Source organism: Lactococcus sp. AK05 (genome assembly GCF_041026685.1).
GTDB classification, from domain to species: Bacteria; Bacillota; Bacilli; order Lactobacillales; family Streptococcaceae; genus Lactococcus; species Lactococcus lactis.
In genome coordinates this window covers 1-26142 of sequence record NZ_JBFTEI010000006.1, presented here as the reverse complement: position 1 = coordinate 26142, position 26142 = coordinate 1, and the positions used below count along the sequence as shown (strand labels likewise).

The window sequence follows — 26142 nt, the reverse complement described above, 5'->3', positions numbered from 1 at the left end:
TTAACATAAGCAAGAATAAAAATCAGCCCTAAGTATGATTTAGGGTTCAAATATTATGATAAAATAGAGATATATCCGAAAGGTTATTCTTAAAAATGAAATTTAAAAATTAGAAACTTGTGAGAACAGGACGCAAGCGGGAGGAAAAAAATATGCCAGTCAGTTTATTTATGAATCATCAGGACATGATGTTCGGTTATGGTCATCTAGGAATCGTGAATGTGATTTTTGGATTAGTTCTCTTTTTCTTAATTATAAAAATGATTATCGGAATTAGTTTTATGCGAAAAAATCCCGATGAAAGAGAAGAAGGATATAAGGATAAAGGAATGAGCAAAAAAGAAAATATTGAACGTTACCACGAAGCAGGACTCTCAGATACGGATATTAAAATTTTCCGTGAAAACTTGTCAGAAGCAAAAGAAAATATCAAAACTTGGGAAAAATTACTGAAAAAAGAAGATGATTTACAAGTTGTTGAATCAGTGACAGGTGGTTTAGAAGCCAGCAAACAAACGTTTAAATATATTGTTCAAAATCCACAAGAACTCACAAAACAAAATGAATTTCTATATAAAGACTTGCCAAACATGGTCAAATTGTCAGAGAAATTTATTGAGATGAAGAAACAATCAGTAAGAACAGAAGAAATCAATCGTGATTTAGATGAAACCTTACTTTTGATAAAAACACTCTCACATTCAATTTCTAAAAACTACCATGAAATTTTGATGGACGATGTCAATGTCATCAAACATCAAGTTGATTTTGACAAATAATTTTACTGACAGACATTTTAAAAATTCTTGTCAGTAAAACTGATGATTCTGTCAGTAAAAAAACAAATATTCCTGTCAATTTTGGCAGGAATCATTTATAATTAAAAGTAAAGAAATATAAGTATAGCAAAGGAAATTAAAGATATGGATAATCCAATTTTAGATGATTTGATGACCAATGATAAAGTCATTAAAGAGGCAGAGCAATTAGATGAACAACAAAAGTCAGAAATTGTAAAAATGCACGAAAAAGCCTCTTTAGCAGCAGTAGAAGTTCTTTCTACTGAAGAATTAGAAAAAGCAAAAGAATTATCAAAACAGTTGGATGAATCAAGTGCTCAATCTGTCATTAACTATGGAGCAAGCGCCCAAGATAAGATTTCGGCTTTCTCACAAAGTGTCTTAAATAAAGTTCAGGCACAAGATTTGGGTGAAGTTGGTTCTTCACTGACAGATTTGATGTTTAACTTACAACAAGCCAATCCAAACGAATTAGTGGCTGAAAACAAAGGGATTTTTACCAAAATGTTTGGTAAAGTTAAACGTTCAATTTTTGAAGTGACGCAAAAATACCAAAAAATTGGAGCAGGTATTGATAAAATTTCTGCAAAATTGAACAATGAACAACAAGGACTTTTGCAAGATAATGAAATGCTCGATAAACTTTACGATGAAAACTTGAATTATTTCAAGGCTTTGAATGTTTATATTGCAGGTGCTGAATTAAAAGTCCAAGAATTAGATACAGAAATTATTCCGCAAGCTCGAAAAGAAGCTCAAGATTCTACTGACAATGCCCTAATTGTTCAAAAAGTGAATGATTTAGAATCATATAAAAATCGCTTAGAAAAACGAGCTCATGACTTACGTCTTGCTCGTCAGCTGACAATTCAACAAGCCCCACAAATTCGTCTCATTCAAAATACCAATCAAGAATTAGCTGAGAAAATCCAAACTTCAATTAATACAGCCATTCCACTATGGAAAAATCAGGTTGCGATTGCTTTGACCCTCTTAAAACAAAAAGATGCTTTGACAAGTCAACGTATTGTTTCAGAAACAACCAACGATTTATTGCGTAAAAATTCAGAAATGCTTAAAGCATCAACAATTGAGGCTGCAACTGAAAATGAACGTGGTTTAGTAGATATTGAAACATTAAAATTAACTCAACAAAACTTAGTTGATACTATTCAAGAAACTATGAGAATTCAGGCTGAGGGACGCCAAAAACGTCAACAAGGTGAAGTTGAACTTTCTAAAATGGAAGAAGAAATTAAAGAAAAATTGTTACAATTATCAAATAATAAACAATTAAATTAAATTTTAAAATTACTGACAGAAATTGAGCACTATTTTCATCTGCTAAAGTATGATTTGTATAGGCTCAGGCAAAATCTGTCAGTAATTTTTTATAGCGATAATTGGTATATACTGTTTATTGACAAAAAAGATAAAGGGTGCTAAAATTAAAGAAAAAGAAGAGGAGATATTTATGACTTACTATATTAAAGCAGATCAATTTTTCTACGCTTATGAAACAAAAAAAGGTGGTTTCTTAGAAATTACTGATGGAAAATTTGGAGAGTGGACAGAAGAAGCACCATCAGGAGCTGACATTTTAGATTATTCAGGTCAATCAATTGCCCCAGGCCTTGTTGAAACACATATCCATGGTTTTGGTGGAGCGGATGCCCAAGATGCTGAAGTTGAAGGAATTATGGGAACAATGTCAGAAGGCTTGTTGTCAGCAGGGGTCACTTCATTTTTACCAAGTCCTTTGACCGATGACCACGAAGGATTGAAAGCGGTTTGTACGGTTGTAGGAGAACATTACCAAGAAGCTCGTGGAGCCAAAGTACGTGGTATTTTCTTTGAAGGCCCATTCTTTACAGAAGAAAAGAAAGGGGCTCAAAACCCTAAATACATGCGTGATGCCAAAATGTGGGAACTTGAAGATTGGCAAGAAGCCGCGCATGGAATGCTCAAAAAAATCGGTCTTGCCCCAGAACGTGATGGTTCAGAAGACTTCATCCGTAAAGCGACTGAATCAGGTGTTGTTATTGCATTGGGACATTCAAATGCGACTTATAAACAAGCGGTTGCTGGGGTACAAGCTGGAGCATCTGTTTGGGTTCACACCTTTAACGGAATGTCTGGAATGACTCACCAAGAACCAGGAATGGTTGGAGCAATTTTAAATACACCAAACACTTATGCTGAGTTAATTTGTGATGGTCACCATGTTCGTCCAGAAGCAGCTGAAATTGTAATGAAAATGAAAGGCGCTGACCATATTGTTTTGATTACAGACTCAATGCGTGCCGCAGGACTTCCTGATGGACCTTATATGCTTGGCGAATACGAAGTAGAAGTTCGTGACGGAGCCGCATGGCTTCCAACAGGACGCCCAGCGGCTTCAATTTTAACACTTAAAACAGCTGTTAAAAATGTCATTGACTGGGGAATTGCCACACCAGCAGAAGCAATTATGATGGCTTCATTGACACCAGCAAAATCTGTAAACATTGATGATGTTTGTGGTCAAATAAAACCAGGTTTGTCAGCTGATTTTATCGTTTTAGACAATGATTTTGATTTAGTTGCAACTTATCTTGATGGTGAAAAACGCTATGAAGCGTAATATAAAAAATGAATTTCGCAAGGAATTCATTTTTTTTATGAAAATATTTCATTTTTCAAGTTGAATAATCAGAAAAATAAACAAAAAGGTAAAAGATTATTTACTTTTTTGTTAAAATATAAAAGAATAGAATGGCTATTATTATGTCATATTATAGAAGAATTAAGAGCAAATGAAGTCTATAAATTTTATTTGAAAATGCTAGAAAACCCTTGCAAAATAGGGCTTAGAAAAAAAGAAACAATGAAAACGTTTCATACAGTTTGTAAAGAGATTTTTTTATAAATACGTGATATAATGAACTAGACAACAAATGAACATGGTAAAAATATTAATAACGTTTACGTATTTTGCTATGTATCTCAATTTCGGAGGACAGATTTAAATGAAACGCATTGCAGTTTTGACTTCTGGTGGTGATGCCCCAGGGATGAATGCGGCTATTCGTGCAGTTGTTCGCAAAGCAATTTCTGAAGGTATCGAAGTTTACGGTATCAATCATGGATATGCGGGCATGGTTGCGGGAGATATTTTCCCGCTTACGTCAGCTTCAGTTGGTGATAAAATCGGTCGTGGTGGTACATTCTTGTATTCAGCACGCTACCCAGAATTTGCTCAAGTAGAAGGACAACTTGCTGGGATTGAGCAACTTAAAAAATTCGGTATCGAAGGTGTCGTTGTAATCGGTGGTGATGGTTCTTATCATGGAGCTATGCGTCTTACAGAACATGGTTTCCCAGCTGTTGGACTTCCAGGAACAATCGATAACGATATCGTAGGAACTGATTTTACAATTGGATTTGATACAGCTGTTTCAACAGTTGTAGATGCCTTGGATAAAATCCGTGATACTTCATCATCACATAACCGTACTTTCGTTGTAGAAGTAATGGGACGTAATGCCGGAGATATCGCTTTGAATGCTGGTATCGCTGCTGGTGCAGATGATATTTGTATTCCAGAAAAAGAATTTAAGTTTGAAAACGTAGTTAACAACATTAATAAAGGCTACGAAAAAGGTAAAAATCACCACATCATCGTTCTTGCTGAAGGTGTAATGACTGGTGAAGAATTTGCTACAAAACTTAAAGAAGCTGGTTATAAAGGAGACCTTCGCGTTTCTGTTCTTGGACACATCCAACGTGGTGGTTCACCAACAGCTCGTGACCGTGTTCTTGCTTCACGTATGGGTGCTCGTGCCGTTGAATTGCTTCGTGATGGAATCGGTGGCGTAGCCGTTGGTATCCGTAATGAAGAACTTGTAGAAAGTCCAATTCTCGGAACAGCTGAAGAAGGAGCACTCTTTAGTTTGACTACTGAAGGTGGAATCAAAGTAAATAACCCGCATAAAGCTGGTCTTGAACTTTACCGTCTTAACTCAGCACTCAACAATCTTAACCTTAACTAAGTTACTGCAAATCTGTTTCTAGTTAAGTGTTAAACGCATAATTAGGGCAGAGATATATAATTAATCATTATAGGAGAAAAACACAAAATGAATAAACGTGTAAAAATCGTCTCAACTCTTGGACCTGCTGTCGAAATTCGTGGTGGCAAAAAATTTGGTGAAAGCGGCTATTGGGGAGAATCTCTTGACGTCGAAGCATCAGCAAAAAACATTGCAGCTTTGATTGAAGAAGGCGCAAATGTCTTCCGTTTCAACTTCTCACACGGTGACCATCCTGAACAAGGTGCTCGTATGGCAACAGTTCACCGCGCTGAAGAAATTGCTGGTCATAAAGTAGGTTTCTTGCTTGATACTAAAGGTCCTGAAATGCGTACAGAACTCTTTGCTGACGGTGCTGATGCAATCAGCGTTGTTACTGGAGATAAATTCCGCGTTGCAACTAAACAAGGTCTTAAATCAACTCCTGAATTGATTGCTTTGAACGTAGCTGGTGGTCTTGATATCTTTGATGATGTTGAAATCGGTCAAACTATTTTGATTGACGATGGTAAACTTGGTTTGTCATTGACTGGTAAAGATGCAGCAACTCGTGAGTTTGAAGTTGAAGCACAAAATGATGGTGTTATTGGTAAACAAAAAGGTGTTAATATTCCTAACACTAAAATTCCTTTCCCAGCTCTTGCTGAACGTGATGATGCGGATATCCGTTTCGGACTTTCACAACCTGGTGGAATCAACTTTATCGCTATCTCATTCGTACGTACTGCAAATGACGTTAAAGAAGTACGTCGTATTTGTGAAGAAACTGGAAATCCACACGTACAACTTTTGGCCAAAATCGAAAACCAACAAGGTATCGAAAACCTTGATGAAATCATCGAAGCAGCTGATGGTATCATGATCGCTCGTGGTGACATGGGTATCGAAGTTCCATTTGAAATGGTTCCAGTTTACCAAAAATTGATCATCAGCAAAGTTAACAAAGCAGGTAAAATCGTTGTTACTGCAACAAACATGCTTGAATCAATGACTTACAACCCACGTGCTACACGTTCAGAAATTTCAGACGTATTCAACGCTGTTATTGACGGAACTGACGCAACAATGCTTTCAGGTGAATCTGCTAACGGTAAATACCCACGCGAATCAGTTCGTACAATGGCTACTGTTAACAAAAACGCTCAAACAATGTTGAAAGAATACGGACGTCTTCACCCAGAACGTTACGACAAATCAACTGTAACAGAAGTAGTTGCTGCATCAGTTAAAAACGCTGCAGAAGCTATGGATATCAAATTGATTGTTGCTTTGACTGAATCTGGTAACACTGCTCGTTTGATTTCTAAACACCGTCCTGATGCTGACATCTTGGCTGTTACATTTGACGAAAAAGTTGAACGTGGATTGATGATTAACTGGGGTGTAATCCCAATGATGACTGAAAAACCTTCATCTACAGATGACATGTTTGAAGTTGCTGAAAAAGTTGCTTTGGCTTCAGGTTTAGTTGAATCTGGTGACAATATCATCATCGTTGCTGGTGTTCCAGTTGGTACTGGTCGTACAAATACAATGCGTATCCGCACTGTTAAATAATTTGTCAATTAAGAATCTTAAAACAATAATGCCTGCCGCTATCGACAGGCCCTATTGTTGAAAAGATTATATTTTATAAAATACTCGTTTATAATTTGAAAGGAATTAAAGAAAATCATGGCTGATAAACAACGTAAAAAAGTTATCCTTGTAGGTGACGGTGCTGTAGGTTCATCATATGCTTTTGCTCTTGTAAACCAAGGGATTGCACAAGAATTAGGAATTGTTGACCTTTTTAAAGAAAAAACTCAAGGAGATGCAGAAGACCTTTCTCATGCCTTGGCATTTACATCACCTAAAAAGATTTACTCTGCAGACTACTCTGATGCAAGCGACGCTGACCTCGTTGTCTTGACTTCTGGTGCTCCACAAAAACCAGGTGAAACTCGTCTTGACCTTGTTGAAAAAAATCTTCGTATCACTAAAGATGTTGTAACCAAAATTGTTGATTCAGGTTTCAAAGGAATCTTCCTTGTTGCTGCTAACCCAGTTGACATCTTGACATACGCTACTTGGAAATTTTCTGGTTTCCCTAAAAACCGTGTTGTAGGTTCAGGTACTTCACTTGATACTGCACGTTTCCGTCAAGCCTTGGCTGAAAAAGTTGACGTTGACGCTCGTTCAATTCACGCATACATCATGGGTGAACACGGTGATTCAGAATTTGCCGTTTGGTCACACGCTAACGTTGCTGGTGTTAAATTGGAACAATGGTTCCAAGAAAATGATTACCTTAACGAAGCTGAAATCGTTGAATTGTTTGAATCTGTACGTGATGCTGCTTACTCAATCATCGCTAAAAAAGGTGCAACATTCTACGGTGTCGCTGTAGCTCTTGCTCGTATCACTAAAGCAATTCTTGATGATGAACATGCAGTACTTCCTGTATCAGTATTCCAAGATGGACAATATGGCGTAAGCGACTGCTACCTTGGTCAACCAGCTGTAGTTGGTGCTGAAGGTGTTGTTAACCCAATCCACATTCCATTGAATGATGCTGAAATGCAAAAAATGGAAGCTTCTGGTGCTCAATTGAAAGCAATCATTGACGAAGCCTTTGCTAAAGAAGAATTTGCTTCTGCAGTTAAAAACTAAAAATAAAAAGAGCTGGTTGAAATTTCAACCAGCTCTTTTTTTATTTTAAATTAAATTTGTTAAGCTAAAAGTATAATAAAAAAGTCTGTTCATCAACAGACTTTTTATTTTTGTAAATTTATTTAGATTTGATGTAGTTAACACCATCAGCCTTAGGCGCAATTGCTTTTCCAAGAAAGAGTGCCAAGACAATAATTGTAAAGACATATGGAGCCATTTGTAGGAATGAAGAAGGGATTTCTTTGATTCCAGGGATTTGTCCACCGACAACAGCAAGTGAGGTAAAGAGCCCAAAGAGAAGTGATGATAACATTGCTCCAATAGGATTCCATTTACCAAAAATCATAGCTGCAAGTGAAATGAAACCTTGACCAGCAATTGTTGAAACTGAGAAGTTACCAGAAATTGCTTGAGCATAAATTGCACCACCTACACCACCGAGGACGCCTGAGAGAAGCACACCAGCCCAACGGTAGGCATAAACGTTGATTCCAAGGGTATCAGCTGCTTGTGGGTTTTCACCAACGGAGCGAAGGCGAAGACCGAAACGTGTTTTAAATAGAACGTACCAAGCGAGAATGGCTACAACAATTGCAAGAAACCCTGGTAGAGAAGTTTGACTAAAGAAGATTTTACCAATGACAGGAATATTTGATAGTACTGGAACATTCCAATAACCGATTTGTTCATTGATATTAATTTGACCTTGTTGATAGAAAACTTGAAGTAGGAAAACTCCGAGTGCTGGGGCCATCAAGTTGAGTACAGTACCAGACACGATATGGTCCGCTCTTAGGTTTACTGTAGCTACCGCATGAAGAGAAGAGAAGAGAGCACCAATTAAAGCTCCAAAAAGGATTGAGAGCCATGGAGTCATACTTCCAAACATTCCGGCAGTAGTTAAGTTGAATACAACGGAACTGAAAGCTCCGATAGTCATTATTCCTTCAAGACCGACATTGACGATACCGCCTCGTTCGGAGAAGACACCACCAATACTTGTAAAGATTAGAGGAGTTGAATAGATGAGCATATTAGCGACAATGATTTGTAAAGTATTTACAAGATTCATGCTTTTTCTCCTTTCTTCTTAGCAGCTTCTGATGCTTTGATTTCTTTAGCTTTTGGTAACATGACTTCAATAATAAACTTCACTGCGATGAAGAAAATAATTGATGCAGTAACGACTTTAACGATTTCTGGTGGAATACCATCATTTGTCATACCAGGAGCACCTGTTTGAAGAACTGAGAAAAGAAGAGCGGCAAAGAGAATACCGATAGGACTATTACCACCAAGAAGGGCAACAGCCATCCCGTTGAATCCGATGTCGAGGGATGCTGACTGAGAAACAAAGTTTTGCATGTATCCAAATCCGTAAACAACACCACCAAGACCAGCAAGGGCACCAGCTACAACCATAGATAGGATAAGGGTACGTTTTGCTGAAATACCAGCATATTCTGAAGCATCAGGATTTAAACCAACAGCTTTGATTTCAAATCCTAGAGTTGTTTTAGTAAAGATAATCGCCATAATCACAAGGGCAATCAATGCAATGATTAATCCAATATTTAAGGTTGAATTATCAGTTAATGATGACATCCAATTTGTTCTGAAAGAAGCATTGACACTAATTAGTTTTGTTTGGTCAGTAGTATTATCCATCAAAATACTTTTTTGGAACATGCTATGGATCATAAATGTTGAGAAGAACAACATGATATAGTTTAGCATGATTGTGGTGATAACTTCTGATGTTCCAAGGAGAGCACGAAGAATACCTGGTATGAATCCCATAAATGCTCCGAAGAACATTCCGATGATTATAACTAAAGGAATCATCAATAGACGTGGGATATCTGGGAAACTCAAAGCAAACCACATCGAGCTAATCCAACCAGCAAGTGCTTGACCAGACATCCCGATATTGAAGAGGCCTACTTTCATTGCTACCGCAAAAGATAAAGCTGTCAAAATTAGTGGGCCCATTGTTTGTAAGGTTTCACCGATTGCTCTTGCATTTCCTAAAGCAGAAATGAAGAGGTCTTCATAACCCCAAATTGGGTTGTAGCCAAAGGCTAGCATGATAATTGCTCCCAATAAGAAACCAAAAACAATGGCTACCAGAGGAACAAGGACTTTTTTCGTTTTACTATTCATTTATGTTTCCTCCAACCATTAAAATACCGAGCTCTTGTTTTGTGGTTGATTCAGGTCTTACAATTCCCTGAATTTGACCATCGTGAATAACAGCGATTCGGTCGGAAACATTTAGAATTTCGTCAAGTTCAAAAGAAATAACAAGAACTGCTTTTCCTTCATCACGAGCTTGGATTAAACGTTTATGAATATATTCAATCGCACCAACATCGAGTCCACGAGTGGGCTGTGATACGATTAGGAGGTCAGGATTTCGGTCGATTTCACGGGCGATAATTGCTTTTTGCTGATTACCACCAGAAAGAGAAGCGGCAGAAACCCATTCACCAGCACCACGAACGTCAAATTCTTCCATGAGTTTGCGAGCATGGCTATTTATTTGATTATAATCAAGGAAACCATATTTACTCATTGGTGGTTTGTAGTAGGTTTGCAAAGCAATATTTTCGGCTACTGTCATTTCTAAAACGAGACCGTCACGATGTCTGTCTTCTGGGACATGCCCGACAGATTGTTCCGTGATTTTACGAGGACGTTGATTGGTAATGTCTTTGTTGTGGAGTCTAATAGAACCTGAATCGACTTTGGCTAGGCCAGTGATTGCTTTCACTAATTCTGTCTGACCATTTCCATCAATTCCGGCAACCCCTACAATCTCACCGGCACGAACATCAAGTGATAATCCTTTAACTTTTAGAGAACCGCGACTTTCTTTGATATTTAAGTCCTTAATTTCGAGGACAATATCTTTAGGTTGAGCAGGAGCTTTTTCGGTGATGAATGAAACTGAGCGTCCAACCATTAATTCTGCAAGTTCTTGGTTTGTTTTGTCACCAAGTTCAACAGTATCAATTGATTTACCACGACGAATAACTGTGATACGGTCAGCTACCGCACGGATTTCATCCAATTTATGTGTGATGAGGATGATTGACTTGCCTTCTTTAATTAAATTCTTCATGATTTGCATCAATTCAGAAATTTCAGCTGGAGTCAAAACCGCTGTTGGTTCATCAAAAATTAAGATATCAGCTCCACGATAGAGTGTTTTTAAGATTTCAACCCTTTGTTGTTGACCGACAGAAATATCACGGATGAGCGCATCAGGTTCAACAGAAAGACCATAACGCTCAGAAAGTTCAAGTATTTTTTTCTTAGCAGTCTTTAAATCGAGATTGATTCCTTTAGTAACTTCATTACCAAGGATGATGTTTTCAGTAACTGTGAAGGCGTCAACTAACATGAAGTGTTGGTGAACCATTCCGATACCGAGGTTTGCTGCTTTAGACGGAGAGTCGATATTTTCGAGCTTTCCCTTAACGTGGACTTCACCTTCGCTAGGCTCGAGGAGTCCTGAGAGAATGTTCATCAAGGTTGACTTACCGGCTCCATTTTCGCCGAGCAAAGCATGAATCTCACCTTTCTTCAACTCAAGATTGACTTTGTCATTAGCGACAAAATCACCAAAACGTTTGGTGACATCAATCATTTGAATGACAGTTTCATTTGCCATATTGGCTCCTTCTTATAAAATAATATAATAATGTAAATTGTAAAAATTACAAATTTAATTATATCAAATTTGTCCAATTTATGAAAGCCCCGTCATTCCAATAATGAGAGTGTTTTTCCTAATAATTGGTTTTTAAAAAACCTTGGTTAAAATACAGTTATTTTTCAGTTAAAAAGATTTATTTTTGTCGCTTTAATAAATCAATTTCAATACTGATTGTTACTTCCAAGGATTCAAATTTCTTTAAATTTTCAATTCCTTCGGGTTTGATTTTCCAATAATGTGGTGTCATCAATAGCAGACTTAATAAATCCTCGGTAGATTGGATGGTAACATTATATGAAAAATTTTCTTGTTCAACGGAAAAACCGGGAAAAGATTTGATAGATGAAGTTTTTATTTTTTCATGAATTTCAGGATAAATAATATTTTTTAATTCGATAAGATGATTGTTTGCGGCTCTGACAATAATAATATTTCCGTCGTCAGTAAGGATTCGGTCGATTTCTGGAACAGAGTATTCGGCAAACATTGATAAAACGGTACTGACAGATTTTTCTTTGAAAGGAAGTTTGGCAAAATTAGCGACTAACCAATGAATCATTGGATTTTTTTTAGCTGCCATGCGAATTCCTAATTTAGAAATATCCATTCCATAGAAATTAGAGGATTTCGGGGCAATTTCTTTTTGGAAGCGTGAAAGGTAGTAGCCCTCGCCGCAACCAATATCAAGGATATCTTGGTCAGTTGAATGAGATTTTTTAAGTCTTTGATTAACTCTATCTGATAGTTTTTCATAATAGCCTTTGGCGAGAAAGTCGCGTCTGGCTGCCATCATTTCTTTTGAGTCGCCAGAAGTTTTTTTGGCATTTAAAAGAAGGTTGAGGTAACCTTCCTTAGCTAAATCAAAAGTATGGTTATTTTCACACTTATAAGTATTTTGTTCCTTTATGAGCAAGTGGCTGCATACAGGGCAGCTGATGATTTCAGACATTTGTTCTCCAATATAAAAATTAAGTTTTGTCAGTAAAATTTACTTACCAATTTTGCGAGATTTAATGACAGATTCGTCAGGAGTCACTCGAATCGTTTTTTCACGGTCGTAAGTAACGAACCCTGGAGCTGTTCCTGTTGGTTTGTGTAATTTTTTTACATCTAAAACATCCACTTGGACAAGGTTGGAATAGCGTGCTTTGCTGAAATAGGCTGCTAATTCCCCAGCAAAAGTAATTGTTTCATCAGATGGATTTGTATTTCCTGTAATCAAAACATGGCTTCCCGGAATATCCTTAACGTGAAACCAAAGATCGCCACGGCGTGAAAGTTTGAAACTGACTTGTTCATTTTGTAAGTTATTTTTACCTACTAAAATAATTGTTCCATCTTCAGCTTGGTATTTTTCTGGTGGGAGCATTTTTTGCTTTTTATTACGATATTTTTGCTTAATATAGCCTGTTTGAATTAATTCTTCACGAATATCAGCAATTTCAGCCACGTCAGCATTTTCAAGATTTGATTCAACAGATTCTAAATAATGTATCGTTTCCTTGGTCTTGGCAATTTGCTCTCCTAAAAATTTGACGGCTTGTTTCAATTTTTGATAACGATGGAAATAACGTTGAGCGTTTTGAACAGGACTTAAAGCTGGATTTAGAGCAATTTCAATTGGTTCATTAGTATAGTAATTTTCCAAAGTTACATTTGATTTATCATTAGGAACTTGATTTAAAAATGTATTAAGCAGTTCACCTTTTTGACGGAAAATTTCAGCGTTGTCAGTCGCAAGTAATTCTCGTTCTTGTTTTTTTAATTTATCACGATTTTTCTTCAGTTCATTTTGAATTTTTTTAATGACAGAAGCAGCAACCTGTTTAACACGGTCACGTTCGGCCTTATCCGCATAATAAGTATCAAGCATTTCAGAGAGACTGTCAAAACTTACAAATTCGTCAGCAAGTTTGATACTGGAAAAAGTATCGTTAGGATAAATTGATGGAGTGACTGTCAGTAATTTTTCTTTGAATTCTTTTACTGACAGACCTGTCAACGCATTTTTAGAATCACGTCCGATTCCTTGTAATTTTTGTTGTAATTGTTCAGTTTGTAAAGCTTCAAAAATTTCTTCGTCAGTAGCTTTGAAAGGGTCAATAGCAGTATTTAAAGGTGGTGCAATATAAGTTGAACCTGGTAGAATTGTGCGATATTGATTCTGTGAAAAGCCAATATGTTTAATGGATTCAATAATTTTTTGCGAGGTTTTTTCTAGTAAAATAATATTACTATGTTTACCCATAATTTCTGTAATCAAAGCAATTTTTAAACGGTCACCAATTTCATCTTTGGTTGAAATATGGAAAATAATCTGACGATCATTGCCCACTTGTTCAATTTGTTCAATAAAAGCGCCCGCCAAATATTTGCGTAAAATCATCACAAAATTATTTGGATTTTGTGGATTTTGAAAATCAGTTTTGGTCAGCTGAACACGACCAAAAACAGGGTGTGCTGAGAGTAAAAGTTTATGAGATTTACCAGCTGACCGAACTGTTAAAACAAGTTCTTGGTCAAAAGGTTGATTAATTTTTTGAATACGTCCACCAACCAACGGTTGAAGTTCAGCCGTCATGTGGTGTAAAAAAATACCATCAAAGGACATTAAGTGCCTCTTTCGTTTTATAATTCTTATAAGCAGTTTTCACTGTTAATTAGGGAGTGATTATATCTTTTCGATTTATTGACAAACCTGTCAGTAAATACGATGAGTTTTATAATTATTTCTATGCCAATTTTACCAAAAAAAGAATAATTTTTCTTCTATTATTGAAGAAGGGCTAGTATTTCTTTCAAAAATTTTGAAAAAACTTTGGATAAGTGATAAAGTAACTTTTATCAGTAAAAAATGTTAAAATAAAATAGAAATAAGTTCAGGAAAATTAGTAAATTAGAAAATATAGGATAATTAAATGAATAAAATTGTCGGCATAGTTGAGCGTATTCTACGGATTGTCATGTTTGTCGTTGCTGTAGCAATGCTTGGAGGAGCTCTCTTTTTAATAGGTATTCATCAAACGAATAAAAACTTAGAAAAGACAGCTGTTTCAGGACAAATTGTATATGGAACAGAGGTTAAAGCCATTCATGAAGTGTCATATGTTTTTGAAGGAAAAGAGTATCAAAAGCGGCCTTTAGATGTTTATTTTCGAAAATTAGGAAACGCCGGTGAAAAGATTAAAGTATATGTGGTTGAAGACCATCCTACTCGTATTTTTATTTCAAAGACTGGGCGACCGCTCATCGATTCGGCAGGACTGATTGGAGGTTGGAGCTTGGTTTTATTACTAATTTTATTTGGAGAACATCAACTTTTACGAAGAATGAAAATGTTAGAAGAAAGTTCCGAGAAATAAATAAAATACAAAATAAAATCAACTAAAATAAAAATACAAAAATAAAGAATGCTATCATTAGTATTTTTTTATTTTGAAATGGAAACTATAGCATCAAACTTCCGATGGAGATTAAATCGAGGACCTAACTTTCAGGTATCACAACTGATACTTAAGGAAATGTAAGTGATCCAACAAACTTTATTATTCCGGTCTTGACTTCTAGAATGACAATAGGTAATAATGGGAATAATATGGGAGTAAGTGTTTTTCAAGTGGTAAATTACCAGTAACAAATGATGCAAATACTGGCTGGCTTGGTGTAATTGGAACAGTTATTCAATCTCTGCTTGGTAGTCTTTTGTTCTGGCGTAAGAATAAAAAGAAGGATGAAAGCTAACATCAATAAAATTTTTCAAACAAATAATTAGTTAAAGTTTATAAAATACGATAGAATAAAAGAGTCAAGGCACATCCAACCTTGACATCTCTGAAATTCTTTTCAAATTACAAACATTGAGCCAGTTCATTCGACTGGCTTTTTTGTTTAATGGGGTATTCAAATTATCTATATCAAAAAGAAAACTTTTTCCTTCATAAAATGTTATTTTTTTGGTATAATTACGTTAAGAGAATGAAATGATTCTCTGTATCCTTTAGATTTTTTTAAGCTATATAGTAGTTTTAGAGATGACCTGTTCGGTTAATCAACTAAGAGCACTAATGGGAGGAAATCAATTGTCTAAAAAAATATCAGTAAAAGTGGTCAAAAATAGTAAACAACAAACAGAGAGAAATACTCTGCTTGCAGACACCTTTGAAAATCGATGGTTCCAAAACGAATGGAAGCATAAATTTAAGACATTAACTTCTGGGGGGAGAAAATAAGTATTAAACAAAGGCCATCAAAATGATGGCTTTTATTATTTAATAGGGTATGCATACAAACTTTAGTTAAATAACAAAAAAATTAAATAAAAATAATATATATTGACAAAAGATTAAATATTTAATATAATATATTTATAAATGAGAAAAAAATAACAAAAAACAAAAAAGGAAATTATGCCATGATTAAATTATTTTCTTCGACAAACTGTAGCTCAAGTAAAAAAATGAAACAATGGTTAATTACAAACAAATTAGAATTTGAAGAAATAAGTATCTTAGAAAATACTTTATTAAAAAAAGATATTTTAAGAATACTCTCATTAACGGAAAATGGAGTTGAGGAAATTATTTCTAAAAGAAGTAGTGCTTATAAAAAACTATCAAAAACCATTGATTTTGATGCGCTCACTCTAAATTCACTCGTAGAGCTAATTGTTCAGAATCAAAAATTACTGCGTCGTCCACTTGTGGTGGATGAACATCGGTTGCAAGTAGGCTATAACGAAGATGATATTCGTAAATTTCTTCCACGAAAAGTCAGGCAGCTTGGCCTGATGACCGCTATTGAAAATGTTCGAATTTGGGATCAGGCAAAATAAGAATATCTAGTGAGGGTTTGTTGGATTTTCTGAATATCTCTATCTTATTTTTTAAAAGTTAATTTTTGATTTTTGACTAATAAAAAGCTACAATTTTAACTATAAATAATTTGTTATCTATAAATTACTATAACTGAACTCGTTTAAAATAGCGAATTCAGTTATTTTATGGAAAAATATGTAGATTGAGAGAAAAAATGAGAATTACAATTGCCGGTGCAGGAGCGATGGGGAGTCGCTTTGGTTTAATGCTTCATAAAGGTGGCAATGAAGTAACCCTTATAGATGGATGGCCTGAACACGTTAAAGCGATTAAAGAGCATGGTTTGCATGCTAATTACAACGGAGAAGAACTGACCGCACATCTATCGGTTGAGTTACAATCTGAGATTTCTTCTAAAGAAAAAACAGATTTAATTATTTTGTTTACAAAAGCCATGCAATTAGATAAGATGCTACAAGATATTAAACCGTTAATTGACGAGCATACCAAGGTACTTTGCTTACTAAATGGAATTGGCCACGAAGATACTATTGAAAAATATGTTTCGAAAAATAATATATTTATTGGTAATACTATGTGGACTGCTGGATTAGAAGGTCCAGGTAAAGCTAAATTATTTGGTGATGGTTCGGTTGAGCTGCAAAATCTTATTTCAGGTGAGGAAGAAACAGCTAAAAAGTTAGCAGAAATATTATCAGAATCGGGATTGAATGCTAAATATTCTAACAATATTCATTATTCTATTTATAGAAAAGCTTGTGTTAATGGAACAATGAATGGACTTTGTACTATTTTAGACACTAATATGGCCGGATTGGGTGAAACAAAACCAGCACATGATATGGTTGTTACTATTGTTAATGAATTTTCAGCAGTAGCAAAATTTGAGAATGTAAACCTTGATGTTGCTGAAGTAGTTCAGCATGTTGAAACCTGTTTTGATCGTGACACAATTGGATTACATTACCCTTCCATGTATCAGGATTTGATTAAAAATAATCGATTGACAGAGATTGACTATATTAATGGTGCTGTTTCACGTAAAGGTAAAAAATATAAGGTAGCCACACCTTATTGTGATTTTTTAACACAATTAGTTCACAGCAAAGAAGAGTTATTAAAAGCAAAATAATAAATAATTGAATTTATTGAAATACTAGTGTTAATGCTAGTATTTTTGTTTTATCAGATATTCTATCAATGAATGATATAAAACTATTTGATAATGTTATAATGAAAGATGAATATTACAAGGATTAAGATTATTTTCGGGGGATAGAGATATGAAATTTTTACACACATCAGACTGGCATATTGGAAGAACACTCAATGGTTTTTCTTTATTGGAAGAACAAAAATATGCATTTGAGCAAATTTTATCTTTGGCAAAACAAAATCAAGTTGATGGAATTATCATTGCTGGAGATCTTTATGACCGAACAGTTCCGAGTGCAGAATCAGTTATAACATTCAATCAGATGCTGAGAGAGATGAATATTATAGAAAAGTTTCCTATTTATATGATTTCAGGGAATCATGATGGAGCCAAAAGACTAAGTTACGCTAAGGACTGGTTGGATTTTAATAATTTACATCTACGAACATCTCTTGAGGAAGCCTTTATTCCAGTGGAAACAAAAGAAACTCAGATTTTTTTACTCCCCTTTTTTGACCCAATGGATGCAAGAATATATTTTTCGAATCAGGGATTAGATGAAGAAGACACAAAGCAAATTAAGACAATTGATGATGCGATGACGTTGGTAATTTCTAAGATGAAAAGTCAGTTCAATAATAAGAAAAATCAGGTTTTAGTCACTCATTTTGCGGTGAGTCCTCATAAAGAAGAAATTGATTTAACAAGTGAAACCCCATCTAAAGTAGGTGGATTATCGACCTTAAATGTTTCACAATTTTCAGATTTTGATTATGTTGCGTTAGGTCATATTCATACTAGGTTAGCTTCCCCAAGTGATAAAGTACAGTATTCGGGGAGTCCAGTAAAATTTAATACCAAAGAAGCGTCAACGCAAAAAGGAATCTTTGTTGTTGAAATTAAAGAAAAAATGCTCAACTCTAACTTTCTTCCATTACAAGTAAAAACAGATTTAGTAGTTCTTGAAGAAGAATGGGAGCAACTCATAAAACGTGATTTTTATGAAAGGCAACCACTTAATAAAGCTTGGTTTGCGATTACAATTAAAAATTTTGATCGGACAAAACTCGTGGGACAAAATTTACGTGCCCAACTCCAAAAGATTTATGGAACAATTATAGAACTTGACTATCAATTTGAAAAAAAACAATTAAAAAGAAGTAGGAGTCAAGATATTGAAACGTTAGATAATGTGGAAATTCTTTCTAGTTTTTATAAATTTACTACAGGGGAAACGCTAGATGATGTACAAACAGCAATCATCGAAAGTACATTTAATGAATTAGAAGGAGAAAAATAAAAATGAAGCCTATATATTTGGAAATGAATTATTTTGGGCCCCATGAGAATTCTGTCGTAGATTTTCGACTGCTAGATGAATCTCCTATATTTCTAATTAGTGGGGACACAGGCGCTGGAAAATCCACGATATTTGACGCGATGACATATGCGTTGTTTGGAACAACAACGGGTGATAGAGATGCCAAAGAAATGAGAAGTCAGTTTGCAACAGCTGATGATAAGACAAGCGTGACTTTTTATTTTGAACAAGGAAATCTTTTATACAGAATTGAAAGAAGTCCTGAACAAAAACTCTCAAAGAAACGAGGCAGTGGATCAACTCTTCAAAAATCAACTGCGAAATTAGCTATTGTAGATAGAGTAAAAGGGATTGAGAAAAATAATATTGCAATAAATCCTAAAAACGTTGGAGAAGAAATCACTCGTCTTTTACATCTGAATGCCGAACAATTTAAAAAAATAATTCTTCTACCACAAAATGACTTTTCGAGATTTTTGAAGTCTTCTACTCCAGATAAAGAGGCAATATTAAAAAGAATATTTGGTACCTACATTTTTACATCTTTTAGCAATGAGATAAAGGCTAAAAATTCAGAGATGAACGCGGTATATTTAGAACATGATCGAAAACAACAAAATTTATATGAGTCATCAATTTGGAATCCTTTTGAGTTAAAAGAACTAGAAGATGCAGCAGAACAAGAAAAACTGGATCTAGTCACTTCTCTATGGAAGGATCGTGTTGCGAGAAAAAATGAGATTGAAGGTCAAACTTCTAAACAAGAAGAAAAAGTAACTTCGCTAGAAATAGCTTATAAATCCGCGTTGGAATTAGAAAATCAGTTTAAAAATCTAAATAATTTAGAAAATGATTACCAGCAGAATATTATTGAAAAGTCAGCTATTTTTGAAGAAAATTCCGAATATCTAAAAAAATTGAAATGGGCCTCTCCCTTAAAAGAAAGTATTCATGAATTAGAACAAGATATAAAACAGTCAAAAAGTTTGAAAAGTAATATTGCTGGGATAATTTCTGAAAAAGTAAAAGATGAAATTCTTTTGAAAAAATTAACAAACGAAAAAGAGGACTTAAATAAACAGCAAGAAAATATTAATGAGAATAAAAAAGCAGCAGAAAAAATATTTGTCCAGATTCAGCTATCACGTCAGGTAGAAAAAAAGCAATCAAAGGTAGAGGAATTAAAGTTAGAGCAAGCTGATAATCTCACACTACTAGAAGGTTTTAAAGCTAACTTGGGACAAACAGCCAAAAATATTTCGACTCTTCAAGATGATGTTATTTCTGATGATTACTTTATTAATAAAAGAGAAGAGAGAAATCAATTAGAATTGACATTTCGTGGGAAATTAATTCCGACCTTTCAGAAAGTTAAACATTCAAAAGATGATATTGTTGCGTTAGAATTAAAATTAAAAGAAAACAAAATAGCGCTTTCTGAAAATAAGGACAATCTAGAAAAGGCTAAATTTGCTTATAATGAAAAATTAAAAGGTAGAAGGCGATTGATGATCGCACAGTTGCAATCTGAGTTGCAAGAAGGCGAAGCATGTCCCGTGTGTGGTGCATTAGAACATCCGTTTACAGAAACTATTGAAGAAAGCTCTTATAAAGAACTTGGAAATTTATTGAAAGAGATTGATGAATCACAAAAGAAACAAACAGTCCTTTTGGAGAAAAATAAACAATTACAACAATTAAAGACTGAACTTAAAACTAGTCTTGATTTGAAAAAAATAGAGGCAGATGAGTTTGAAAAAGAACTTTCAATTCTTTATAGTGAATTTATTGCTGATTATTCACAAATATTTCCGGATTCCTTTGATGAAGTATCTATTGAGGAAAGTCTTTTAAATTTAACGAAATCGTTAGAGTTGGAAGAGGTAAAAAATGATGAAATAAAAGCAAAGCTTGCTGATTTGGAGTCAAAAAAACTTGAATTACAGGAAAAGGTGAAAGACTTTGAATATAGTACTCAAGAGTTTAATAGACAGATAGAAAATTTAATCGCCGAAATAACAGAGATAGGGATTATTGAAACAAGTTATAATTTGATAAGGAAGCGAGATAAGCTAATAGAAGAAACTGATTTATTTGAAAAAAATCTGTCAGAACTAATGGCCCAACTTACGGATATTAAAATAAAAATTTCTTCACAAACGGCCAGCTTAAATTCATTGGAAAGTCAAGAAGCAACATTACTTGAAAGGATAAGCACCAATAAAGAAAAAATAAAAGAAAAATTTTCTGAGCAAGAGGCATTCACGACAGAATTTCAAGTATTAAAAGAGTGGGCTTATGATGATGATTTAATCCAGATTTCCCAAGAAGTCGAACAGTATAAAGCAGATAAAGCAAGATTGAAAGTCGAAATTAAAAATATTCAACAAATAATTCAAAATAAAAAGCGACCAATTCTTGCATTGATTGAAGAAGAAAAGAAACAGACAAATGAAAACTATGTTTTTTTGCAAAAAAAATTGGTATCTGCTGAAAATGAAGTAGAGCAAGCGAAGTTGATCCTTAGTGAATTAAAAAAAGTCATAAAAGAACAAGATAAGGATGCTAGCAAAAAAGCTGCAATTACTAAGCTTTATAATGCAATTTCAGGTAGAGCTTCCGAAGATAAACTAAGGCTTGAAACATATGTGGTCCAAAATTATTTAGAAAAAATTCTTGATTATGCTAACCTTCATTTTATTAATCAGTTGTCAAACAATAGATATCGATTTGAACTTGCTAGCGAAGGAAATAATCGACGAATGGATCATGGCTTAGATATTAATATTTATGATAATGAAACAGGGGCGGCTCGTTCAGCTGATACCTTATCGGGTGGAGAAACATTTATAGCTGCATTGTCAATTGCCTTGGCTTTAAGTGAAGTAGTTCAAAATACAGCTAATGGTGTCCAAATAGAAGCACTATTTATTGATGAAGGATTTGGTTCTCTTGATCAAGAAACATTACAAAAAGCAATGCAAGCTCTTGAACGAATTGGTGAAAATAGATTAGTTGGAGTAATTAGCCATGTAGAGGAAATGAAAGCAACTATTGGACAACAAATTATCATAAATAAAATGGGGGATGGTAGAAGTAATATTAAACCTGTCATTAAATAATTTTTTTATGCTAACTAAAAATGATGTAATATTTCTATTTCAGTTGTAGCTTTGTGTTCAAGTAAATGTTATAATTACTCTAACGTATAAGAGTTATAGGAAGAAGCAATAAGGGAAATTGTAAATTATGAGGGAGTTAAAGGATTTTCTGCCACTTGGGAGTGTAGTTTTACTTGCTGGGGGAAGTGAAAAATTGATGATCATTGGTTATAAGCAAGTAGGGTTAGATTCAAATAGTGAGCTGGACTATTCAGCAATAGTAATACCAGAAGGATATAAAAATCTCAAATCGATTCGTTATTTTAATCAAGAAGAAGTTGTTTATATTTTTCAAATGGGTTTTTTAGATAATTAATTGAAAAGATTATGGAGTTAGTTCTATGAAAAGGCAGGAGGTTTTATATCTTTTGCTTTTTTCATTGTCTACAATTACTGTTGATGGCAAAAAATAAGAATTTTTGGATGTCGAAATCTTTTTATTTCGCTTTACAAAAAATACAACAAGAATTCTTAATGAAAGGAAATGGTTTGTTTATAGTAACGGTTAGGTTGATAGTGTGGTGTTACTTGATATTTAACGATTGTGCATAATTATACACTTTGTGGAGTGGGGCTTTTGATGGATAAAAGCCATTTTTATACAGTGTAATCTATATAAAACTATTTATTAGTAAGGTTTAATGTCTTAAAAAAATATCAATTGGGATACTATTGATAAAAATAAATCATGAATAATACATCCAAAAAGTTGAATTATTATTAATTAAAATGTATTATGTTATTGTGAAACAATTTTATTAAAAACGAAAAGGAATAAACTATGGAGAAACTTAAGAAAGAAAATCTCAAAAAAGTAAACACCCAATTTCGTACTTGGAAATCTGGTAAAACTTGGCTTTATAGTTCTGCAGTCATTGCATTTATATTAGTAGGTGCTTTAGGAACTGAACTAGACGTACATGCAGATGGACAAGTTCTAAGTTCAGCGGGTGCTACTGGGACGGAAAATACGGCAACCGGTGGTTTAGGATCTAATGCCACCGCAGGCGCTGATAATGCCTCATATGCTAATTCACTGCAAAGTTCAATCGCTTCTTCAAATATGGTGGTTGCAAGTAATGTAGCAGCAACCTCAAGTGTGGCTAGTTCTACAATAGTAACGAGTACGAGTAATGTTGTTTTAAGGCAAGATGGAACGACAGTAACTTCAAACTCTTTAGGCTCTACTGCAGCTCCAACAGGCCTTCCAGAAACTAAAAATACAACTAATACTGACGGAACTTATAGTGTTAATAGTTCTGTTAACAGAGTGGATTCCTCAGCCTCACCAGCTTTAGGAGTTACAAATAGCACAGCATTGAATAATAATGGGGCAATACAAGCTGGTAGTAGTGCAAACTCTTCGACATCATTTGATATTAAGCAAACTCAAATAGTACCTTCAGGAGAACCAGCTAATGATATTCTGTCTGGGGGAAATTATTCATGGACAGTCGAAGCACCTTCTGATTTAGTGGAGGCTGGTCTATCAGTAGCAGATACCAAAGTAATTTATGTGGAAAATCAGGAATCGACGGCTAATTTACAAGGGACTACAACAACTATCGCTGTAAAAAATAATGCAACGGCACAAACAATTGGTGGTTCTTATCAAATAATAAATGAAGGAGCTCAACGTTATTATCCGAACGATGTAGTAGGAAGTGAAGGGTTTGTTCAGTCAACTTCTACAACTGTAAAAAATTCTGCTATTGCATCCTCGATTGCTGATTTGTCAAAAGCTACTAGTTCTATGGCGATTGATTATGCTTCATTGTCTGCCGCAGAATCACAAGCCATTGCAGCGGGTGGATTTAATGCAAGTGCGGCTTCTTTACTTACACAGATGACGAATCTATTGACTAGTATTACTGCAAATAGTACAGCCATTGCTTCAATGCAAAATATGATGAGCGCAGAAGAAACTGGCTATATCGTCACTTCAGCAGCCAGTACTGCAATGGTTAGCATTCAATATACTGCTGATTCAAGTACTACAGAAGCTTTAGCTAATACTCTTGGAGGTGCTGTAGGAAGTGTGGCTTCTCTTGTAAATGATATAGCTGCAGGTGCGGGCTCTGCTTGGGTTTCAACTACTGATACAATCAATCAAATTTTGAATGGTAACTTAGCTTCCTCTCTTGCAACATATTTTACTGGTGCTTTAGAGGCTGTTATTGATCCAGCTGTAAGTGTTCCAGACAATGTCCTTAAGTATGTTGGAATTTCAGCAACAGATTATGTGAATGGAATTATTTCAAGTTCAGTAAATACCATTATTTCGCCTTTTAACCAGTTGTCGTTTAACTCTATCTTAAATGGCGGTCAACAACAACTTAATAATTTAATTACTACAGTTTTAGGTACTGCAATATCTATTCCAAATCCACTTACTGGAGGAGCACTTTTCTCTGGTCCTACTATTGGTGAACTTTTAAAAATTAATCCTACTACTTTTGAACAAGGGATTTATAATGTTGCTACTCAGGTTCAGTCTATTAGCACAGTTGCAGCGACAGCTTTACAACAGTATGGTAATAATGTTCAGTTTGCAATAAATTCTATTAATGAATCTGGAAAGGTATTGGCAAATGCCAGCTCTCCAACAAGTGGGATATTTACTGAAAATTATCTTGCACCAGTTGTTGATAACGGTGATGGTACCTTTACCGTTCAAGGAAGTGGTCATGGCTTTATTACAGCTGTAGCTAACTGGGCAACTAATCTTGTGACAAATTATACCCAATCAGTAGGTAATGAACTGGGAACGATTGTTACTCTACCAAGTTCGATTACAAATCTATTTGATGATTACTCAAGTAATACTTCTTTTACAGGGCTTGCTATTGTAGATAACTTTTTGAATGGTATACTTAATACAACCACGGCAGATTATAGTACCGCTTTAAAAGGATATAATTCTATTGTTCAAGGATTACAAGCAGATATTACAAATAGTTTAACTAGCGGAACTAATAGTATAGGGTACGCTTTAGGTCAAACTCTAGCAGGAATAGGCAATATTGCTAATTTATCAAATTCTGCTATTGCTGGTTCAATACAAGGAAATTTAAGCAGCCCACTTGATGCTATCCAATTTGGTATTGGTGTGATTGATGGTGTTCTCAGCCTTGGTGGGAATGTTGGTGCAAATGGTACAGGAACAGCTGCTATTCCTACAATAACAGCATCTGCAACTATGACAGTTGGGTTTACAGCACAAGACCCAAGCAGTCAGATTAGTCAAAACCTTGCATACGAAAACTATTATTATCAAGGTCAAAAAGCTGTTACAGGATCAAATCAGGATGGTATGTTTGTACCCGAAACGTTTGTAGTTAAACCAACTTTAAATGGAGCAACTACAACAATGGGGACTGCTGCAGCATCTACGCAAGGAGGGAATACTGCGGGAGTAAGTTTAAACAGCGCTCCTACACAGGCTGGTTATACAACAATTGTCTATCAAATGAACAATGAAAATATTAACCCTATAATTGCTCCAACTAGTGCTGTAACAATTACGACCCAATCTCAAACCGTATTTGTTGGTGATCAATATTCTCCAGATGCTGGCTTCGTTTCTGCAATTATCACTGGAGGTAAGAGTTTATCATTGGATGAACTCAGTGTATCTGGATACGTTAACACAAACTCAGTCGGAACTTATACAGTAGATTATAGTTATATTGATCCTATAACTGGTAAAATTTATAAATCATCTGCACCAGTTTATGTTGCTTCTGGTAATCACCAACTTGCGGGAGCGTATTTACAAGGACAAATTTATGCGGATGGAAACCAACTAGCTTATGATTTTGTTCAAGTTGAAAATGATATGATGGACGCAAATACTTCTCAACCTACGGAAGGGACCCTTTATGACACCCATACAGGTAAAATTATTGCTACCGCCCATGGAAATATGGTAGTTGATAATATCGGTGCTGGACATGTTGTTTTGACTTATAGCTTTGATGCTTCAAGTATTCCTGTGGGAGACATATTGACAAGTACAGTTACTTTTGCCGACCCAATTACTCTACCTGGATCAGGAAGCTTGACGGTTGTTGCACCGAACAATTCAAATAGTTCTAGCTCGCCAAGTAATAGCAGTAATGTTGCATCTAGTTCTAATAACAGTGCTGAAAGTTCTAGCGCAACTAATAATTCAAGTATGGCTAGTAGTTCCTCAAGTTCTAAAAGTGGTTCAGCTGCACCAGGAGGTGTAACACTTCCTGGTGAAGGATCACTCACAGTTCTCCCTCCTACCGGAACAACAGATCCAGGAGTAATTGGTCCAACAGATCCTGAGGGTAAAGAGCCAGATATTAGCATTGGAGAAAATGGTGATTGGTATATTGATGGAAAAGATACGGGAGTTTCAGCACAAGGACTAGCAGGTGTAGCAGGTAAAGATGGTGCC

At 35.0% G+C, this 26142-nt stretch carries 20 protein-coding genes; 15 read left to right on the top strand and 5 right to left on the bottom strand.

From position 1 onward, the window contains the following. The first annotated feature begins 152 nt into the window (after positions 1–152). From AB6B24_RS10290 to AB6B24_RS10265, 6 genes are all read left to right on the top strand, one after another. Positions 153–779 carry a 5-bromo-4-chloroindolyl phosphate hydrolysis family protein gene (locus AB6B24_RS10290; protein ID WP_010905895.1) on the top strand — a complete coding sequence of 209 codons (627 nt, stop codon included), beginning with the start codon at positions 153–155 and terminating at the stop codon, positions 777–779. 144 nt (positions 780–923) lie between these two features. Beyond that, the gene (locus AB6B24_RS10285; RefSeq protein WP_003131084.1) at positions 924–2102 is read left to right on the top strand and encodes a toxic anion resistance protein; all 1179 of its coding nucleotides are present in this window, start codon (positions 924–926) and stop codon (positions 2100–2102) included. Positions 2103–2274: 172 nt separating this feature from the next. Then, positions 2275–3423 (top strand): N-acetylglucosamine-6-phosphate deacetylase, encoded by a 1149-nt coding sequence (gene nagA, locus AB6B24_RS10280; RefSeq protein ID WP_311802779.1) that lies wholly within the window; start codon positions 2275–2277, stop codon positions 3421–3423. A gap of 385 nt (positions 3424–3808) precedes the next feature. Then, positions 3809–4831 (top strand): 6-phosphofructokinase, encoded by a 1023-nt coding sequence (pfkA, locus tag AB6B24_RS10275; RefSeq protein WP_003131080.1) that lies wholly within the window; start codon positions 3809–3811, stop codon positions 4829–4831. Between the two features lie 87 nt (positions 4832–4918). Further along, positions 4919–6427 (top strand): pyruvate kinase, encoded by a 1509-nt coding sequence (pyk, locus tag AB6B24_RS10270; RefSeq protein WP_047206066.1) that lies wholly within the window; start codon positions 4919–4921, stop codon positions 6425–6427. A gap of 117 nt (positions 6428–6544) precedes the next feature. Beyond that, the gene (locus AB6B24_RS10265) at positions 6545–7522 is read left to right on the top strand and encodes an L-lactate dehydrogenase (RefSeq protein ID WP_311802776.1); all 978 of its coding nucleotides are present in this window, start codon (positions 6545–6547) and stop codon (positions 7520–7522) included. A 118-nt stretch (positions 7523–7640) separates the two neighbouring features. On the opposite strand, the gene AB6B24_RS10260 is transcribed toward AB6B24_RS10265, so the two are convergent. The 5 genes from AB6B24_RS10260 to AB6B24_RS10240 form a co-directional block, all read right to left on the bottom strand. Next, on the bottom strand, positions 7641–8594 hold the full coding sequence (locus AB6B24_RS10260) for an ABC transporter permease (protein WP_311802773.1): 954 nt from the start codon (positions 8592–8594) through the stop codon (positions 7641–7643). Next, positions 8591–9685, bottom strand: a complete 1095-nt coding sequence (locus AB6B24_RS10255) for an ABC transporter permease (RefSeq protein ID WP_311804189.1) — start codon at positions 9683–9685, stop codon at positions 8591–8593. Before AB6B24_RS10255 ends, AB6B24_RS10260 begins: the two co-directional genes overlap by 4 nt. Beyond that, entirely contained in the window at positions 9678–11198 is a 1521-nt protein-coding gene (locus tag AB6B24_RS10250) for an ABC transporter ATP-binding protein (protein ID WP_311802770.1), read from the bottom strand. The genes AB6B24_RS10255 and AB6B24_RS10250 overlap by 8 nt, the downstream gene beginning before the upstream one ends. A 178-nt stretch (positions 11199–11376) precedes the next feature. Beyond that, entirely contained in the window at positions 11377–12192 is an 816-nt protein-coding gene (locus AB6B24_RS10245) for a putative RNA methyltransferase (protein WP_311802768.1), read from the bottom strand. Positions 12193–12231: 39 nt separating this feature from the next. Further along, entirely contained in the window at positions 12232–13854 is a 1623-nt protein-coding gene (locus tag AB6B24_RS10240; protein ID WP_104141755.1) for an NFACT family protein, read from the bottom strand. A gap of 307 nt (positions 13855–14161) precedes the next feature. Between AB6B24_RS10240 and AB6B24_RS10235 the strand changes: the two genes are divergently transcribed. The 9 genes from AB6B24_RS10235 to AB6B24_RS10195 all read left to right on the top strand — a co-directional run. Further along, positions 14162–14605: a hypothetical protein gene (locus AB6B24_RS10235; protein WP_038600633.1), complete on the top strand. Its 444-nt coding sequence runs from the start codon at positions 14162–14164 to the stop codon at positions 14603–14605. Positions 14606–14909: 304 nt separating this feature from the next. Beyond that, complete coding sequence (locus AB6B24_RS10230) at positions 14910–14984, top strand: hypothetical protein (protein ID WP_235589882.1); 75 nt, start codon at positions 14910–14912, stop codon at positions 14982–14984. A gap of 338 nt (positions 14985–15322) precedes the next feature. Continuing rightward, positions 15323–15472, top strand: coding sequence for a hypothetical protein (locus AB6B24_RS10225; RefSeq protein WP_012897949.1), 150 nt, complete (start codon positions 15323–15325; stop codon positions 15470–15472). 182 nt (positions 15473–15654) lie between these two features. Beyond that, on the top strand, positions 15655–16074 hold the full coding sequence (locus AB6B24_RS10220) for a Spx/MgsR family RNA polymerase-binding regulatory protein (RefSeq protein ID WP_058205252.1): 420 nt from the start codon (positions 15655–15657) through the stop codon (positions 16072–16074). Between the two features lie 197 nt (positions 16075–16271). Next, positions 16272–17210, top strand: a complete 939-nt coding sequence (locus AB6B24_RS10215) for a 2-dehydropantoate 2-reductase (protein WP_038600639.1) — start codon at positions 16272–16274, stop codon at positions 17208–17210. Positions 17211–17361: 151 nt separating this feature from the next. Further along, positions 17362–18534: an exonuclease SbcCD subunit D gene (locus AB6B24_RS10210; protein WP_118263354.1), complete on the top strand. Its 1173-nt coding sequence runs from the start codon at positions 17362–17364 to the stop codon at positions 18532–18534. Positions 18535–18536: 2 nt separating this feature from the next. Next, positions 18537–21677 (top strand): SMC family ATPase, encoded by a 3141-nt coding sequence (locus tag AB6B24_RS10205; protein WP_311802759.1) that lies wholly within the window; start codon positions 18537–18539, stop codon positions 21675–21677. Between the two features lie 127 nt (positions 21678–21804). Further along, positions 21805–22032, top strand: a complete 228-nt coding sequence (locus tag AB6B24_RS10200; protein ID WP_033899013.1) for a DUF4176 domain-containing protein — start codon at positions 21805–21807, stop codon at positions 22030–22032. Between the two features lie 465 nt (positions 22033–22497). Next, positions 22498–26142: bacterial Ig-like domain-containing protein (locus AB6B24_RS10195; protein WP_369164585.1), on the top strand; the 3645-nt coding region annotated here is incomplete at its 3' end.

Excerpts from the sequence above, each read along its gene's own strand:
- AB6B24_RS10290 (WP_010905895.1), top strand. The coding sequence starts at position 153 with ATGCCAGTCAGTTTATTTATGAATCATCAGGACATGATGTTCGGTTAT.
- AB6B24_RS10285 (WP_003131084.1), top strand. The coding sequence starts at position 924 with ATGGATAATCCAATTTTAGATGATTTGATGACCAATGATAAAGTCATT.
- nagA (WP_311802779.1), top strand. The coding sequence starts at position 2,275 with ATGACTTACTATATTAAAGCAGATCAATTTTTCTACGCTTATGAAACA.
- pfkA (WP_003131080.1), top strand. The coding sequence starts at position 3,809 with ATGAAACGCATTGCAGTTTTGACTTCTGGTGGTGATGCCCCAGGGATG.
- pyk (WP_047206066.1), top strand. The coding sequence starts at position 4,919 with ATGAATAAACGTGTAAAAATCGTCTCAACTCTTGGACCTGCTGTCGAA.
- AB6B24_RS10265 (WP_311802776.1), top strand. The coding sequence starts at position 6,545 with ATGGCTGATAAACAACGTAAAAAAGTTATCCTTGTAGGTGACGGTGCT.
- AB6B24_RS10260 (WP_311802773.1), bottom strand. The coding sequence starts at position 8,594 with ATGAATCTTGTAAATACTTTACAAATCATTGTCGCTAATATGCTCATC.
- AB6B24_RS10255 (WP_311804189.1), bottom strand. The coding sequence starts at position 9,685 with ATGAATAGTAAAACGAAAAAAGTCCTTGTTCCTCTGGTAGCCATTGTT.
- AB6B24_RS10250 (WP_311802770.1), bottom strand. The coding sequence starts at position 11,198 with ATGGCAAATGAAACTGTCATTCAAATGATTGATGTCACCAAACGTTTT.
- AB6B24_RS10245 (WP_311802768.1), bottom strand. The coding sequence starts at position 12,192 with ATGTCTGAAATCATCAGCTGCCCTGTATGCAGCCACTTGCTCATAAAG.
- AB6B24_RS10240 (WP_104141755.1), bottom strand. The coding sequence starts at position 13,854 with ATGTCCTTTGATGGTATTTTTTTACACCACATGACGGCTGAACTTCAA.
- AB6B24_RS10235 (WP_038600633.1), top strand. The coding sequence starts at position 14,162 with ATGAATAAAATTGTCGGCATAGTTGAGCGTATTCTACGGATTGTCATG.
- AB6B24_RS10220 (WP_058205252.1), top strand. The coding sequence starts at position 15,655 with ATGATTAAATTATTTTCTTCGACAAACTGTAGCTCAAGTAAAAAAATG.
- AB6B24_RS10215 (WP_038600639.1), top strand. The coding sequence starts at position 16,272 with ATGAGAATTACAATTGCCGGTGCAGGAGCGATGGGGAGTCGCTTTGGT.
- AB6B24_RS10210 (WP_118263354.1), top strand. The coding sequence starts at position 17,362 with ATGAAATTTTTACACACATCAGACTGGCATATTGGAAGAACACTCAAT.
- AB6B24_RS10205 (WP_311802759.1), top strand. The coding sequence starts at position 18,537 with ATGAAGCCTATATATTTGGAAATGAATTATTTTGGGCCCCATGAGAAT.
- AB6B24_RS10200 (WP_033899013.1), top strand. The coding sequence starts at position 21,805 with ATGAGGGAGTTAAAGGATTTTCTGCCACTTGGGAGTGTAGTTTTACTT.